This window comes from Liberibacter crescens BT-1 (genome assembly GCF_000325745.1).
GTDB lineage: Bacteria > Pseudomonadota > Alphaproteobacteria > Rhizobiales > Rhizobiaceae > Liberibacter > Liberibacter crescens.
The window spans coordinates 1,200,470-1,217,536 of sequence record NC_019907.1 but is presented as its reverse complement, the minus strand read 5'-3'; the positions used below and the strand labels follow the sequence as shown (position 1 = coordinate 1,217,536).

Sequence of the window (17,067 nt, the reverse complement as noted above, 5' to 3'; positions counted from 1 at the left end):
CAGAGGGCTTTATAAATCTAAATATGTTCTGCAAAGTCTTCTTGATCCTGAGTATTGGGATCATTGCTTGTAGCCGTATCTACAATTAATGTTCCATAGCGTTTTTTCCAGGAATGAGCTGACAGTGGTAGTAATATGATATAGATAAATACACTAACCGTCAAAACTTCCCAAGTGAAGCTCATAATCAATGCTATGTAGATGACTGCACTAAGGATAGCTGGTAAGACTAAATCTCGACGGATATTCTTAAATGTTATTTTTCCTGACCAAACAGGGAGTCGTGAACAGAGAAGAAAACCAATAATTATAGTGTAAGCTGCGAAAATATAGCTATACGTTGTTGTTATAGGCACATTTAGAAAACTTATATACATTGGACAAAGCAATAATATTGCACCAAATGGTGCAGGTACACCAACAAAATATTCATCTTGCCAGGTTGCTTTGTTATCACGCTCATTCATAATATTAAAACGTGCTAATCTGAGGCTTGTAGCAACAGTATAAAGAAGAGCTGCAATCCAACCAAAAGGATGCGCTTTATGTAATATAGCAATATATACAACTAAAGATGGTGCTACTCCAAAGTTAACAATGTCGGCAAGAGAGTCCATCTGCCCACCAAATTTTGAAGTTGCTTTCATCATGCGAGCAACCTTTCCATCAATACCATCAAGAAAAGCTGCCAGGAGTACCATAAAGACAGCTTTTTCATAGCTTTGTTCTAAAGCCAACCTTACTCCACTAAGTCCTGAACAAATTGCAAGAACAGTGATTAAATTAGGAAAAATTAATCTAAGGGATATTTCACGAAGACGGGGGCCTCGTGAAAAATTTTGTGAAGAAGAATTGATAGAAGGTATAGGTAAAACTTCTGGCTTTATATTTTTCGTCATGGTAGCAGATTTGTCATTTTAATTGTGATAGCTAATCATAGGTTTTCTAGACGAATTAAATTCAGCAAGCACTGTTTCTCCTGCGATAGTTCGTTGATCAATTGCAGTACGTATATTAACATGTTCTGGTAAAAATAAATCCACTCGTGAACCGAAACGAATTAAACCAAAGCGCTCTCCTACATCTATTTTCATAGTAGGTTTTATCCAACAAATTATTCTTCGAGCTGCGAACCCAGCAATTTGTATGACGCCTATCTTGCCATGGATTGTCTGGATGAGGACACTATGTCTTTCATTTTGTTCGCTGGCCTTGTCAAGATCAGCACTGATGAATTGACCATTGTGATGTACACTTCTGATCACTTCACCGCTAACAGGAGCACGATTGATATGACAATCAAAAATATTCATAAAAATGGAAATACGGATCATTGGTTCTGTGCCAAGTTCTAATTCTGGTGGTGGAACAACCGTACATATAGACGATACTCGTCCATCAGCAGGACTGATCACCAAATCATTATCAAGAGGGGTAACTCGTTCTGGATCTCTGAAAAAATAGGCACACCAAGCTGTCATTATAAGACTTGGCCAGAATAAGAAGTCGATTGTGAAACTACAAAAAATAGAGATACAAACTAAAATGATAACGAATGGCCATCCTTGGCGATGGATAGGTACCATCATTTTTCTTATTGTCTGTATAATCTGCATAAAAAACTCTCCTAAAAATTGATTGGCATACCTCAATGAAAGAGAATGCACATTTTTTTAAAACTAATTTCTAGCTTAGTTTAGCTATAATGAAAATATAAGTCATTAAATTTCATCTAGCGAATTTATCAATGTTTTTTACTAGAGAATATTCGATTTAACTCTATTTCTGCTTGTAAAGCTGCTTGTTGTTTTGTCCACATTGATGCATACATCCCATTATAGGATAATAATTCTGCATGGGTTCCTTGTTCAAGAACATTACCTTCATGAAGTACAATAATATTATCAACATTTACAATAGTAGAGAGTCTGTGAGCAATTATCAGTGTTGTTCGATTTTGTGATAATGATTCTAGAGCTTTCTGTATATTTCCTTCTGTAATTGTATCAAGTGCGGAAGTTGCTTCGTCAAAAATCAAAATCGGTGGGTTCTTGATAATGGCACGCGCTATAGCAACACGCTGCTTTTCTCCTCCGGATAATTTTAATCCACGTTCACCTACTATAGTGTTATAGCCTTCTTTTAGACTTTCAATGAATGCGTCTAATTGGGAAACTTTTGCTGCATGAATCATCTCTTTTTCAGAGGCTTCTGGACGGCCATAGAGGATATTATACGCTATTGTGTTATTAAAGAGCACTGTATCCTGCGGGATAATTCCAATTGCAGCCCGCAGTGATTTTTGCGTTACAGAACGAATATCCTGTCCATCAATAGAAATAGATCCATCTTGAATTTCATAAAAGCGGTAAAGAAGCCTAGAAATAGTTGATTTTCCAGCTCCTGATTTCCCAACAATCGCGACTGTATGTCCAGAAGGAATTTCGAAGCTCATGTTTTTAAGAATAGGTTTTTCTATATCATAGGAAAAATAGATATCCTTAAAAGATATTGTTCCTTTTTTAATGATTAAAGAAGGCGCATTTTTAACGTCTATTATTTCTGGTTTTTCATTGATTATATGAAATAAATCTTCAATTTCAAATAACCCTTGACGAATATCACGGTAGATTGTTCCCATAATATTAAGAGGAACAGTAAGCTGGATAAGTAATGCATTTATCAGAACAAAATCACCTACAGTTTGTTGTCCAAGTTGTACGGTATGAGCTGAAATTAACATTATTACAGTCATTCCGAGAGCAAAGATTGTTGCTTGACCTAAATTAAGCCATCCAAGTGAGTTTGCAATAATGATAGCTGCTTTTTCGTATTTTGACATAGAAGAATCAAAATTTTTAATCTCTATATGTTCAGCACAGAAACATTTTACTGTTTCGTAGTTGATTAAAGAATCAATGATTTTATTATTAGCTTCCGAATCTCTTTTATTCATTTCTTTAAAAATATTAATACGCCAATTGCTTGCTTTTATTGTAAACCATACATAAGCAACGATAGTAATACATGTTATTATAAAATAAAGAGCACCATAACTATACCATAAAAAAGCTATGGAAACGATACATTCTAGTATCGCTGGGAAGGAGTAAACTGTTATGACACGAGTAGTAGTTTCTATTCCTTTAATACCGCGTTCTATTGTTCTAGACAAAGCTCCTGTTTTACGTTGGATATGGAATCGCATTGATAAATTGTGTATTTGAGAGAAAGCATGACACGCTAAAACTCGTACTGCATTTTGTCCGACCTTGGAAAACAAGATATCACGCAACTGTGCTAGTAAAACATTTAGAAGTCGCATCAAATTGTAGGCTGCTGTTAAAGCGATGGCTCCTATACCAAACTCAGTTAACATGTTAGATGATTGCAATTGTGTATTTAAAGAATCAGTTGTCCATTTGAAAAAAAAAGGTACACTCAGCAAGACTAATTTTGAGGCCACAAGAAAAAATATAGAGGCGACAACTCTTATTTTTAAATCGGTTCTATTTTCAGGCCACATGTAAGGCCATAGATTTCTAAGAGTTTTAATAAAAATATGTGTATTAGAGAGAGTTTTTGAAAAGCTTTTCATAGAGGTGAAGATTCATACCGTTTAAAAGTATATTAATATTAATATATACTGTTTAATAAGAATTTAAAGTCAAAAAGATCCACTTCATGTATATATGTATTTATAACTGAATATTAGTAAACTTTATTCATTAAATGAATGTATTAGCTGATAACCATCAAAATATATTTATTGAATTTAATTAAAGTTTTTCTGAGAAACAGCTCCTGTCCACCTGTTAATAAGTATAGAATTGTTAAAAAAGATGAGGTTATTCATTTACCGTTTTGGTGAGAATTGTCTGCAGTGATAAGGAGTTTTCATAATCCTTGAGTTACAACTGATAGTAATTTTCTAAAACATCTTCGGAGCTACGATATCATTTTATGATGTAGGGCATTGAGAAAGAATAGAAAGAGCTTCATGGTATACCTCTTTTGATCCAGAAGCTAAAATTCGGCCACCTTGTTCTGCTCGTTCACCTTTCCAGTTCGTTATAATACCACCTGCTTGTTCAATTAAAGGAATAACAGCTCCTATATCGTAGGGTTTAAGGTCTGCTTCAATAACCAAGTCGATATAACCAGATGCCAGTAAAGTATAAGCATAGCAGTCAGCACCATATCGCGATAGTATACAACAGTTTTCTACAAGCCTGTAGTATTCTAATTCGTTGGGAGAAAATAGGGAAGGGCTGGTTGTAAAAATTATAGCATTGGAAAGAGATGAGCATGTGCGTACTTTAATAATACGATTGCCTTCTTGTCCCCAATAATAGGAGCTCTTGCCATCAGCAAAATAACGTTCTCCTGTAAAAGGATGATCAATAAGGCCTAAGATTGATTTCTTCCTGTATTGAAATCCGATCATAGTACCCCATAACGGTAATCCTGATATAAATGCTTTTGTTCCATCTATAGGATCAATGACCCAAATATTTTCTGAATCTAATCGTATAGAATCATATTCTTCGCTCAAAATTCCATGGTCAGGAAACTCTTGCAAGATAATTTTTCTTATAGCCCATTCAGCAGTTCGATCGCACTCTGTTACAGGATCAAATCCAGATTGTTGTTTATTGATTACTGCATTTTTTTTCCGAAAACGCGGTAAAGTTTCTGCTTTTGCCGTATCAGCTAAACGAAAAAAAAATGAAAGCGAAGGAAGCATTTTTATATTCTCTGTTATAACTTTTATTCAAGGAAGTTCAAAGGATTGAGTGCTATAGCATTCTTCCGAATTTCAAAATGCGTTTGGGGACGTTTTGCATCACCACTCATACCTGAAATTGCAATTGTTTGACCTCTCTGAACCTTTTGCCCTCTTTGTACTGAAATACTTTCAGCGTGTCCATAAACAGTAACTATTCCATCAGCATGACGGATTAAAACTGTATTGCCCAATTTTTTGAGACTATTCCCAACATAAATAACAACTCCATTTTCTGCTGCTTTAATAGCGGTACCTGAAGGGACAGAAATATCAATGCCATCATTATACTGTCCAGCACTATTTTTCCCAAAAGAATTAACTATAGTACCTGTAACTGGCCAGCGATATTTTCCAATGCCTGTTAATTTAGGAATTTTATCATTTAAAGTCGGTTTTTGTTGAGTGTTAGGAACAGTCGAATTTTTTACATAGTTTTTAGAAAGATTGATATTATTCTTTGATACAACATTTTTAAGCGGTTTTCCTTTGCTTTCTGTTATTGAAGAATCAATCGCTTTTCCAGAAGAATTCTCTTGTGTTATTACTAAAGTTTGTCCAGGCCTTATTGCATCTCCTGTGATATTATTCCTTACCTTTAACGAGTTAACATTTATATTCATTTTTTGTGAGATTTTTTCTAAGGTGTCTCCTACTTGTACCGTATATATATTTTTGTTTTCAACAGATTTGTTATTATAACGTTCTTTTTGTTTAGAATTTACAGGTTTATTTTCTGTTTTGTAGCTATTAGTTGTAGAAGACGACAAAGAAGATGATTTTTTCTCTGAAAGAAAAATAGTTTTTTTCTTATTTTTTTTGAAAGAATTTGTATGATTAGAAATATGTGCATTTTTTGATGCTGCTGCTGCAGGTTTATTTACTGAGAGGTTGCTATGAGTTGCTTTTTTTTGAAAGAGAGAGGTTCTCTCAACTCTTTCAATAGGTTCCGTTTGGTATACTGGATAAGTTTGATTAGACAGAGGTTCATTATTATTGATGGTATTTTCTGTAGCTTGTAGTGGTTCTAAGCTGTTAGTGCCAACATCAATATCTGGAACAGGTAGGTATTTTGTATTATTTTCAGGTGGATTTTGATTATTGGTAGGAGAAATAAATATCGGATCAGTCTTTGTTGTACTACATCCTGAGATTATTCCTACTATTGTTATCGATAATAGAAATTCATTTAATTTTTTTTTAAAAAAACATAAATTGTTAGTACACATTACAATACCAGTAAATATATTTAAAGCATATTATAATAATTAGGGTTACTGCTCAATTAAAGTATTCCAAATAATTAGAGTTTTATGAATTAAAATTATATTAAATATATTTCTAGGATTAAAGAAATAATGATATTTTAGGTGTTATAGGAAGATAAGGTGCTTGAAAGAGCTCTTCTTGCTCAAGGGAGTGTCCAGTTTTGGTAACTCGTACTACTTTGCATTCATTGTTAGGAAATATCAAGGGTATTATCATTAAGCCACCAGGAACGAGTTGATCAACATAAACACGAGGAAGAGAAGGGAACGCAGTTGTTAAAAAAATGCGATCAAATGTTCCTTCTATAGACATACCACGTGATCCATCATATTGGCGAACAATAACGCTATTTATTGATAAAATTTCAAGACGCTTTTGTGCTGCTACTACAAGAGTTTTATATCGTTCAATCGTAAAAACACGCTCTGCTATTTGAGCTATGACCGTTGCTGTAAAACCACTTCCTGTTCCCACTTCTAAAACCCTATGTCCAGCTTTTACTTTGAGATGATGAATCATTCTTGCAGCAAGATCTGCTCCTTCCATGAAGGATCCGCATTCAATAGGAATTGTACGATTAGACCATACCACATCAATAAAATGTGGAGGTGCAAAAATAGAGCGTGGAGTTTTTTCAAAAGCATTAAATAAGGTTGAGTCAACAATACCTTGTGCTTTTAAACGCGATATCATTGCAAAAAAATTTTCTTTTTCAGATTTTGAAAACGAATCACTCAATTGTCTATATTGCATCCAAAATTTAAAAAATATCTTTTTTAGAACGGAACATATAATTTATAGAAATTATAGTATTTTCTAATACAACTTTTATTGAAATTCTTGAATAATATTTTTTGAATATGCATTCAATGAATCGGGATAATATTGGATTTGATAATAATATTAGCAATCTTTTTCTTCATGTTTAGTATAAAAAACTTTTCTATGGTTGTGGAGTTCTTGATATTATTTTCCTATATGAAGGAATAGAACCTGATTATGGCTAATGATTAAGTTTTTCAATTTTCTTGAGTCCACACATATATGGTAATAAAGCATTTGGAATAGTAACAGAACCATCTTCGTTAAGATATGTTTCTAAAATGGCGATCAAACAACGGCCTACTGCTACACCAGATCCATTTAATGTATGCGTAAATCTTAAAGACTTACTATCTTTATCATGATAACGGCTATTCATGCGTCGAGATTGAAAATCATTACAAATAGAGCAAGAAGAAATTTCACGGTAATTATTTTGTCCTGGAAGCCATACTTCTATATCGTATGTTTTACAAGCACTAAAACCAATATCGCTTGTGCATAGATTAACTACTCGATAATGGAGATCAAGTCGTTTAAGGATTTCTTCTGCGCAGGCAGTCATACGTTCGTGTTCTGTAACAGAGCTTTTTGTATCAGTAATAGAAACAAGTTCACATTTCCAAAATTGATGTTGTCGTAACATACCACGTGTATCACGCCCAGCTGATCCAGCTTCTGATCGAAAAGAGGGCGTCAAAGCTGTAAATCGTAATGGAAGCTTATCGTGATCGATAATTTCATTGGCTACAAGATTAGTCAATGTTACTTCTGCTGTCGGAATTAACCAACGTTCATCTGTGGTGCAAAACATATCTGCCGCAAATTTAGGCAATTGCCCTGTTCCATACATAGCTTCTTTCCGTACTATAAACGGAGCAGAGATTTCAATATAGTTATGTTTAGTGGTATGAATGTCCAGCATAAACTGGCCTAAAGCTCGTTCTAGACAAGCTAACTGACTTGTTAGAACAGAAAAACGTGAACCTGATAATTTTACAGCGCGTTCAAAATCCATATAACCAAGCGCTTCACCGATCTCAAAATGTTCTTTGCCTAAATAAGATTTGTCTGGTTTTTCCCCTACAACGCGGGTAACAATATTATCATTTTCACTACTTCCTACAGGTACTTCATCAAGAAGAATATTAGGAAGAAAAGAAATAGCGTTTTTTAAAGAGATATCGAGTTGTCGTTCTTCATGTTCTAAAGTTGGTAGCTGCGTTTTCAAGCTTATAATTTCTTCTTTGAGATTCTGTATAAGAATATCATTTTTATCAGCTAAAGCTTGTTCAATTTGTTTAGAGATATAGTTACGACGCGCTCTTATATCCTCTACAGCTTTTATAACTTTAGAACGGTTCGCATCAAGAGAGAGAATAGATGAAGCTTGAGAGGGAAGTCCACGATTTTTTAACATCTTATCAAGAAGGTTTGGATTCTTACGAATCCATTTTATATCAAGCATAATATTTTACCACTCACAATGATTAAATGATTATTAGAAATTAAGCTTTTCCGGAGATGTCCTTGCTTATATTTCCATCTGTTTTTCTTTGATTCCGTTTGCGTTCTACAAATTTTGCTGAAAAAAATTGATATTTCATAAAGAAGAATCGTAGGCAGGGCAAGTCCGATTTGTGATAGAGGATCTGGTGGAGTAATGATGGCAGCCACTATAAATACTATAACAATAGCTATTTTTCTTTTTTTTACGAGAAATTCTGAAGAAACCATTTCTACGCGAGCAAGAAGAGTTATAAGAACTGGAAGTTGAAAAATTAATCCAAAACAAAAGACAAGACTCATGAACAATTCAAGATATTCAGATACCCTTGGAAGCATAGAAATTGGTAAAAGCCCGTTCTCTGGATACTGCTGCATTGATAGAAACAAACACATTACCATTGGTATAAAAAAGAAATAGACTAGTATTGTACCAAGAGAAAAGAGAATAGGTGCAACGATTAAAAAAGGCAAGAATGCAGAACGTTCATTTTTATAAAGACCTGGAGCAATAAATTTATATATATGAGTTACAAAGACTGGAAAAGAAATTACGAGAGCTCCAAACATTCCAATTTTGATTTGGGTCAAGAAAAATTCTTGTGGAGCTGTATATATGAGTTGAGATTTTGATATATCTGCTTTTGCTAGCAATACAGCCCACTTGTAAGGAATAAGCATATAGTTAAATAATTGTTTAGAAAAATGAAAACAAAATAAAAATGCTATTAAAAAAAAACTAGTGACCATATCAAGCGAGTTCGCAATTCTATTAAATGTTCAATAATTGATTGCGATTTTTCTTCGTAGAGCATGCTTATCAACTACTTTCTGTATTTTTTATCTCATTTTGTTTAGAAGGAGTTCTTTTTTTGCTCTTTTTGATTTAGAAGATAAATTGCTTTGATCATCTTGCTGGATAGTATTGAGATCTCTTATAGGATCCTTTTCAGAGGAATCTTTCTCATATTGAGCGACCCGATGAGAAGATTCTGGTTGGTGTATCGATTCAGACAACGATACGTTTTTTTTCGATGATGCCTCTGATGTAGAAGTTTGATTTATGTTTAAATGATCATAATCATGATAATCTTGTAGACGATTTCCTGATAAGGAAGAATTTTCTTCTTTTGTATTTGTATGGATTACATCTTCAATTTCTTTATGGATTTGTTTGATTTCTGTATCATCCAATGCTTTCTCAAATTTGCTCTGAATATCTAAAGTAATTCGTCGTATTTTTGCATTTATACGACCAAGATTTCGTAAAAGAGCAGGAAGTTCTTCAGGATTAACAAATATAATCAGAACAACAATAATAATTAGAAGCTCACTCCAGCCAATGTAAAACATCTAAATCTTTAGCTATCCTTTATTGATGAGTTATAAGATTAAACAATATAACTAACCGATTAAATGAAAAATTCAAAACTATCAATGCTGCTTGTCATTTTTATGATCTATTGTAGATTTTGTTTCTTCTTTATAAGTTGCATCTTGCTCATCCTCTGACATGCCTTTTTTAAAGTTTTTAATTCCTTTTGCTAAATCGCCCATTAATTCAGGAATTTTGCCACGTCCAAATAAAAGGAGCAAAATCACTAGAACAATTAGCCAATGCCAAATACTAAAAGTCCCCATATCATATCTCCTTGGTAGAGTAGAACTTGTATTCTTTGATTATACTTTCTAAGATTTTGAAAGATTATATAGCCTCTATCTAGCTAAAAGAGAATTTCTAATTTGGCATAACATACAAAAAATGTACCCTTACTCACATGTTTTAACATCAAACACTTATAATACCAAACTTTTCTTTAAAGAAAGAGACAATTTAAAAATCTCTACTGTAAAACAGAGAAACTACCACTAAATCTTTCTTATTTTTCAGAAGATTACATATCAGCCATATTTTAATAAAACTTTTATTAAAGTTTTCTATCTTTCGTTTTTTAATATCGTATTACATGTATAATTTCAAACATTATATTATGTAATACTTATATTATTATAAACTCATTAAAGTACTATTTTTAATAAAGTAGGAAAATCTCTTAATGAGAGAATGCTATGAATACATTAATTTTTATTTGATATTTTAAAGAGTTTCTATAAGAAGATTGGTTTTCTATACAAAAAAGAGAATTGAGATATGAAATTCTGGCCTGTAGAACTTCGAGCTCATGCAAAACAGTTGGTGGTAGATTTGACAGCTCGTAAATATACTATAGCAACAGCAGAATCATGTACAGGGGGATTGATTTCTTCTTTATTAACTGACATTCCTGGTGCTTCTGCTATTATAGAATATGGGTTTTTAGTATATTCTAATAGAGCAAAAATGCGATTTCTTGGAGTTAGCCAAAAAACTTTGGAAACTTGGGGAGCAGTCTCTTTTCAGACAGCTTTGGAAATGGCACAAGGTGCATTAATTTTTAGTCATGCAACTTTTGCAATTTCTGCTACAGGTATTGCTGGTCCTGGAGGAGGCTCTCTAGAAAAGCCGGTAGGTTTAGCTCATGTAGTCGCTATTTCACAGTCAGGAAATTTTATTCATAGTAAAATTAATGATCTATCATTGGATAGATTAGAAACGCGCTTTACTATTTTAGTTGAAGCACTTGATATGTTAAGAACAATTTCTCAACAAACACTGGAGCCGTAGACTATTTGGGCACGTTTTTCAAATGCCTCTACAAAAACACGAAAAGTATGATCAAACATTTTCTTAATTAGTGCATTAAATAAACGATTTTTCAACTCATATTCAAGGTAGAAAATAACCTCACAGCTATTATCACTGATGCTTTTAAAATCCCAGTAATTATTTAAAAAATGAAAGGGGCCATTAATATATTGAACATCTATCTTTTTCAAAGATTTTTGAAGTAAAACTTGAGTTGTTAAGCTTTCATGAATGCCCATGTAACCGACTGTCATTTCACTGACAAGTAATAGTTTATCATCAAGCTGTTCACGAGATTTAATTGTTAGTGTTTTACAAAGTGGTACGAATTGAGGATAGCTTTCTATATCGGCGACCAAATCAAACATTTTATCAGAATTATATTTAACGATGCGGCGGGTGTTAACATGATTCATAGTACTTGCTGTCTATTCCTTGCTCTCTATCCAAGATTAAATAAGCGTATTGGTGAAAAACTGAGGTAATGACTTTTCGAAATTAATATCTGATGATAACACTAAATCATTTAGAACAATAGTTGTTTGTTGCGTGCATCTTTCAATCGTATAAAATCATCGCCTGCATGGTGAGATGACCGTGTTAAAGGGCTTGATGAAACCATTAAAAAACCTTTTGTGTATGCTATTGTCTCATAGGATTTAAACTCTTCAGGAGTAATATAGCTGTCTACTTTATGATGCTTCCTTGTTGGTTGGAGGTATTGTCCAATGGTTAAAAAATCAACTTCAGCAGTACGCAAATCATCCATAAGCTGTAGAACTTCATTTCTTTTTTCACCAAGACCTACCATAATACCGGATTTTGTAAAAATTGTTGAATCGAGTTCTTTTGCTCGTTGTAAAAGCCGTATAGAATGAAAATAACGAGCTCCAGGGCGCACTGTAAGATAATTGGAAGCTACTGTCTCAAGGTTATGATTAAATACATCAGGCTTTGCAGCAATAACTCGTTCTAAAGCTCCTGGTTTACGCAAAAAATCTGGTGTTAGAACTTCAATAGTTGTAGATGGAGAGTTTTGTCTAATTGCATGTATAACTTTTTCAAAATGTTCAGCTCCTCCATCCATAAGATCATCACGATCAACAGATGTAATAACTACATGTGAAAGCTGCATAGCTTTAACAGCTTGTGATATATTTTGAGGTTCTTCTGGATCTAATGGCGCCGGTTTTCCAGTAGCAACATTACAAAATGCACAAGCCCTTGTGCAAATCATGCCCATAATCATAAAAGTAGCATGTTTTTTACTCCAGCATTCACCAATATTTGGGCATCCTGCTTCTTCACATACTGTTACTAAGTTATTATCACGTACTATTTTATAGGTTTCATTATATCCCTTTGAAAGAGAAGAACGTACACGAATCCAATCTGGTTTGTTTATAATTTCTGTATCAGGTTTATGAAACTTCTCAGGATGTCGATCCTTCCCTATAGGACTTTTTATCCATTTAGAAGTATAAGAAGGTTGCTTTTTACTATTCACATCAAAAAGCGTGACCATAACTTCCTCAATCAAGTTAAGAATAAAAGACAAAATATTATAATAATAATTAAATCAAAGCGGTTAATTATAAGTCAATCTGATCTTGTATTGCAAGCCTAGAAACTATTAAGCACATTAATTTGATATAAGAGAAGAGTTAACAACTTTTTCCTCAAGAGCTTAGCTTGCCTACAAAAAATGAAGTTTTTCGTTCAATAGAAATAAATTAAGTTTTTAAAGTGATTTAAAAAATCCTTTATGCATTAATAACACGACCATAAGCATCAAGAACACTTTCTTTCATCATCTCTGAAAGTGTGGGGTGAGGGAATACAGTATTCATGAGTTCTTTTTCTGTAGTTTCCAGGTTCATTGCGGTTACAAAACCTTGAATAAGTTCAGTCACTTCTAACCCAACCATATGTGCTCCTAAGAGTTCTCCAGTATTTCTATCAAAAATAGTTTTAATCATACCGGTGTCTTCACCAAGTGCAACAGCTTTCCCATTAGCAGAAAATGGATAACGCCCAACACAAATATCAAGGCCTTGATTTTTAGCTTCTTCTTCTGTGATCCCAACAGACGCAACTTGAGGATTACAATATATACATCCAGGAATTTTTCTCTTATCAAGAGGATGTGTGTCAGGAACAGATGCAATTTTCTCGACACATATTATCGCTTCATGTTCTGCCTTATGAGCGAGCATTGGTGCACCAGCTACATCACCAATGGCATAAATTCCGGTTACATTTGTGCGACCATAACCATCTACAAGGATACATCCATTATTGGTTTTTACTCCTAGCTTTTCTAAACCGATATTCTCAATATTTCCTTGAACACCACTAGCCAATATAAGATGATCAGCTGTTATTGAATTTAAAAAGCCAGTTTGATTTTCTATCTTAACAGAGATCGAATCTAATTCTTGCTTAACAAGAGAAATTTTTGCTTCAGTTATAATTTTTATTCCTTTTTTTTCAAGAGCTTTACCAACAATCATAGAAATTTCTAAGTCTTCTGTAGGTAGAATATTAGGTTTTAATTCTAAAAGTGTTACTTGTACTCCTAAAGATCTATAAAAAGAAGCAAACTCAACTCCGATAGCGCCGGAACCTACTATAATTAAAGATTTTGGTTTTTTTCTGGTTTTAAAGCCTCAAAATAGGTCCATATCAATTTATTATTAGGCTGTATTTCTGGAAGAGAACGTGGACGTGCACCTGTAGCAATAATAATATGTTTTGCTTTATAAACACCTTCTCCAAGAACGTCCTTGGGAACAGGATGTTGTGGTTGAACCGCTGGTTTAGAGGATTTCGATACTATAATTTCATTGGGGCTATTTATCATTGCTTCACCCCATATGACATCAATTTTATTTTTCCGCATTAAAAAGGATATGCCATTATTTAATTGTGAAGAAGCATTGCGAGAACGTTGTATTATTTCTTTTATGTTTGCAGTTACTTTCCCTTCTACGTCTATACCATAGGATTTCGCCTTATGAATATAGTCTAATATTTCAGCAGAACGCAGAAGAGACTTTGTAGGAATACACCCCCAATTCAAACAAATACCACCTAAATGTTCACGTTCAATAATCGCTACTTTAAAACCAAGCTGAGTAGCACGTATAGCTGCAACATATCCAGCAGGACCTGATCCAATGATAGCAATATCATAAGTATTTGACATAAGCGCGTCCATTTTTGGGAGTGTTCTCCTTATAAAAAAGTTTATATAATAGAAATGTACCGTAATAAGTTATATTAAAATTCCTGCTGGATTTTCAATGTAACTCTTAAAAGCAAGCAAAAGTTCAGCAGCAAGAGCTCCATCTATAGCGCGGTGGTCAGCAGAAAGAGTTACTGTCATTACAGTTGCAATTTTTATCTCATTATTTTTAACAACAGGCCTTTTTTCACCAGTGCCTACTGCAAGAATAGTTGATTGAGGAGGATTAATAATAGAAGAAAAACTCTTTATATTTAACATTCCCATATTAGATATAGAAGTCATACCTCCTTGATATTCTTCTGGCTTAAGTTTTTTTTCTTTAGCACGACGTCCAAGTTCTTTCATTTCTTGAGAAATATCAATGATTTTTTTCTGATCGGCTTTACGAATAATAGGGGTTATTAATCCTCCCTGGATACGAACTGCAACTGCTACATCAACATGATGATGTTTAATTAATGCGGTTTCTGTCCAGGAGACATTAGCACTTGGAACTTTTAACATGGACATAGCAAGAGCTTTGATTACCATGTCATTTACTGAAATTTTGATAGAAGATTGATCATTGTGTATTGATATTGAAGTATTAATTTGACTTCTTAAAGCAAGGAGTTGATCAATCTCACAATCTATAGATACATAAAAATGCGGAATTGTTTGTGTAGCTTGTTGAAGCCTTGCTGCAATGGTTTTACGCATGCTATCATGAGGTTCCAAGTCATAAGAACCTTTTTCAAATAATTTCAATATAGAGGCATCAGGCATCAAACCACTACCAAATGATGATGAAGGTGCTTTTATATTCAGAATATCATGGTTTGTTGGCAGAGAATTTTCTACATCTCTTTTAATAACACGACCATAAGGGCCAGATCCTTTAATAGAAAATATGTCAATATTTTTTTCTTTTGCAATACGACGAGCAAGAGGTGAAGAAAATACTTTTTCTTTGTTAATTGATATTTCCAACTGATTTAATTCAGCAGAATTTTCCCTTGAAAGCGGGTTTGATAAGATTTCCTCAGGAGAAGAAGAGGGGTGTTGAGTCTGTGATATATTACTTGGTTCAGAGATATCACTATCGTCTTCGCCAGATAGAAGTAAAATAACAGAGTTAACTTTAACATTCTCAGTTCCTTCAGGGACTGTGATCTCTTCTACAATGCCTTCATAGACAGATTCGACTTCCATGATAGCCTTGTCAGTTTCAATCTCACAAATAATATCGCCTGAAGATACACTGTCGCCTTCCTTAACTAGCCACTTTGCTATTTTCCCTTCCTCCATGGTTGGAGATAATGCAGGCATAGTTATTTTAATTGTCATTAATTTTTCACCTTGTTTTTGTAACAGACAATCTTCACTGCTTCAATGATCTCCTCTACACTCGGAAGAGCAAGTTTTTCAAGATTTGAAGCATATGGTGTTGGCACATCTTTTCCTGTAATTGTTAGAATAGGAGCATCAAGATAATCAAATGCCTGTTGTTGTACACGGGTTGCTATTTCGGCACCAACAGATGATTGAGGATAGCCTTCTTCAACAGTCACAAGACGACCTGTTTTTTTTACTGATTCTACAATAGTTTTAATATCCATTGGGCGTATAGTACGCAAATCTATGAGCTCTATATTTAGATTTTCTTTTTCTAATTCAGCAATTGCTTTTATGGCATACGTCATACCAATACCAAAAGATACTATAGTTGCATCATTACCTTTGAAATGAACACGTGCTTTTCCTATAGGAATCAACAGATCATCCGAAACAGGGACTTCAAAAGTTTGTCCATAAAGAATTTCATTTTCCAAGAAAATAACAGGATTTGGATCACGAATTGCCGCTTTTAGAAGTCCTTTGGCATCAGAGGCATTGTATGGCATAACAACCTTAAGGCCTGGAATATGACTATACCATGCAGCATAACATTGTGAATGTTGTGCTGCAACGCGTGCTGCTGCTCCATTAGGACCACGAAAAACAATAGGTACCTCTATTTGTCCGCCAGACATGTAACGAGTCTTTGCAGCAGAATTAATGATCTGGTCTATTGCTTGCATAGCAAAATTAAAAGTCATAAATTCCACGATTGGTTTTAGACCTGTAAAGGCTGCTCCAACACCAATGCCTGCGAAAGCATGTTCACTGATTGGCGTATCTATAACTCGCCCTGCACCAAATTCCTGCAGAAGTCCTTGAGTAATTTTATAGGCCCCCTGATATTCTGCTACTTCTTCGCCCATAATAAATACGTTTGGATCACGACGCATTTCTTCAGCTATAGCATCACGCAATGCCTCCCGTACAGTTATTGAAACTGTTGGTACATCTTTAGGTATTTCAGGGTAGTGAATATCATCTGTTTTAGACGTCTTATCAACTGAAGATGTTATCAAAGAACCTCCTTTATCGGTTATATTGAGTAATGAATTTTGTGAAAACTGAGTTTTTTTCTCAAAAGAACTCACTGAAGGCATTGAATTAACATCAACAACGTCATCTTCCTGTAATATAATGGCAATTACATTATTAACTTTAATATTTTCAGTTCCTTCAGGAACTATTATCTTATCAAGAACCCCCTCATAGACAGATTCGACTTCCATAACAGCCTTGTCAGTTTCAACTTCACAAATAATATCACCTTGTTTTATAAAATCACCTTCGTTTTTTGTCCACTTATAAATCTTTCCTTCCTCCATAGTCGGAGATAATGCAGGCATAAGCACTTCAACAGATATCATTGAT

14 protein-coding genes and 2 pseudogenes are annotated in these 17,067 nt (G+C 33.9%); 1 reads left to right on the top strand and 15 read right to left on the bottom strand.

All coding sequences use genetic code 11. The features are described 5' to 3' along the window. Positions 1–17: 17 nt before the first annotated feature. The 10 genes and pseudogenes from pssA to B488_RS05390 all read right to left on the bottom strand — a co-directional run bounded on the left by pssA (position 18) and on the right by B488_RS05390 (position 10,024). Positions 18–899 carry a CDP-diacylglycerol--serine O-phosphatidyltransferase gene (gene pssA, locus B488_RS05435; RefSeq protein ID WP_015273534.1) on the bottom strand — a complete coding sequence of 294 codons (882 nt, stop codon included), beginning with the start codon at positions 897–899 and terminating at the stop codon, positions 18–20. Positions 900–917: 18 nt separating this feature from the next. Next, positions 918–1,616, bottom strand: coding sequence for a phosphatidylserine decarboxylase (locus B488_RS05430; RefSeq protein ID WP_015273533.1), 699 nt, complete (start codon positions 1,614–1,616; stop codon positions 918–920). Between the two features lie 128 nt (positions 1,617–1,744). After that, the gene (locus B488_RS05425) at positions 1,745–3,610 is read right to left on the bottom strand and encodes an ABCB family ABC transporter ATP-binding protein/permease (RefSeq protein WP_425277621.1); all 1,866 of its coding nucleotides are present in this window, start codon (positions 3,608–3,610) and stop codon (positions 1,745–1,747) included. A 351-nt stretch (positions 3,611–3,961) separates the two neighbouring features. Then, on the bottom strand, positions 3,962–4,747 hold the full coding sequence (gene hisN, locus B488_RS05420; protein WP_015273531.1) for a histidinol-phosphatase: 786 nt from the start codon (positions 4,745–4,747) through the stop codon (positions 3,962–3,964). 23 nt (positions 4,748–4,770) lie between these two features. After that, the gene (locus tag B488_RS07365; RefSeq protein ID WP_015273530.1) at positions 4,771–6,015 is read right to left on the bottom strand and encodes a peptidoglycan DD-metalloendopeptidase family protein; all 1,245 of its coding nucleotides are present in this window, start codon (positions 6,013–6,015) and stop codon (positions 4,771–4,773) included. Between the two features lie 118 nt (positions 6,016–6,133). Next, a complete protein-coding gene (locus B488_RS05410) occupies positions 6,134–6,808 on the bottom strand; it encodes a protein-L-isoaspartate(D-aspartate) O-methyltransferase (RefSeq protein WP_015273529.1) in 675 nt (224 codons plus the stop codon). A 250-nt stretch (positions 6,809–7,058) separates the two neighbouring features. After that, positions 7,059–8,345 carry a serine--tRNA ligase gene (gene serS / locus B488_RS05405; RefSeq protein WP_015273528.1) on the bottom strand — a complete coding sequence of 429 codons (1,287 nt, stop codon included), beginning with the start codon at positions 8,343–8,345 and terminating at the stop codon, positions 7,059–7,061. Between the two features lie 40 nt (positions 8,346–8,385). Then, positions 8,386–9,198: pseudogene (gene tatC / locus B488_RS05400) on the bottom strand (twin-arginine translocase subunit TatC). Positions 9,199–9,223: 25 nt separating this feature from the next. Next, positions 9,224–9,736, bottom strand: a complete 513-nt coding sequence (tatB, locus tag B488_RS06940) for a Sec-independent protein translocase protein TatB (protein WP_015273526.1) — start codon at positions 9,734–9,736, stop codon at positions 9,224–9,226. 81 nt (positions 9,737–9,817) lie between these two features. Continuing rightward, positions 9,818–10,024, bottom strand: a complete 207-nt coding sequence (locus B488_RS05390) for a twin-arginine translocase TatA/TatE family subunit (protein WP_015273525.1) — start codon at positions 10,022–10,024, stop codon at positions 9,818–9,820. 511 nt (positions 10,025–10,535) lie between these two features. Here B488_RS05390 and B488_RS05385 point away from each other — a divergent pair. Further along, positions 10,536–11,048, top strand: a complete 513-nt coding sequence (locus B488_RS05385) for a CinA family protein (protein ID WP_015273524.1) — start codon at positions 10,536–10,538, stop codon at positions 11,046–11,048. Here B488_RS05385 and B488_RS05380 read toward each other — a convergent pair. From B488_RS05380 to B488_RS05360, 5 genes and pseudogenes are all read right to left on the bottom strand, one after another. Continuing rightward, positions 11,027–11,485 (bottom strand): type II toxin-antitoxin system RatA family toxin, encoded by a 459-nt coding sequence (locus tag B488_RS05380; protein ID WP_015273523.1) that lies wholly within the window; start codon positions 11,483–11,485, stop codon positions 11,027–11,029. The genes B488_RS05385 and B488_RS05380 overlap by 22 nt on opposite strands. A 110-nt stretch (positions 11,486–11,595) precedes the next feature. After that, positions 11,596–12,594 (bottom strand): lipoyl synthase, encoded by a 999-nt coding sequence (gene lipA / locus B488_RS05375; protein WP_015273522.1) that lies wholly within the window; start codon positions 12,592–12,594, stop codon positions 11,596–11,598. A gap of 238 nt (positions 12,595–12,832) precedes the next feature. After that, positions 12,833–14,277 (bottom strand): annotated as a pseudogene (gene lpdA, locus B488_RS05370) (dihydrolipoyl dehydrogenase). Between the two features lie 69 nt (positions 14,278–14,346). Then, complete coding sequence (locus B488_RS05365; protein WP_015273520.1) at positions 14,347–15,645, bottom strand: pyruvate dehydrogenase complex dihydrolipoamide acetyltransferase; 1,299 nt, start codon at positions 15,643–15,645, stop codon at positions 14,347–14,349. Then, complete coding sequence (locus B488_RS05360; protein WP_041771156.1) at positions 15,645–17,060, bottom strand: pyruvate dehydrogenase complex E1 component subunit beta; 1,416 nt, start codon at positions 17,058–17,060, stop codon at positions 15,645–15,647. Before B488_RS05360 ends, B488_RS05365 begins: the two co-directional genes overlap by 1 nt. Between the last annotated feature and the right edge of the window lie 7 nt (positions 17,061–17,067).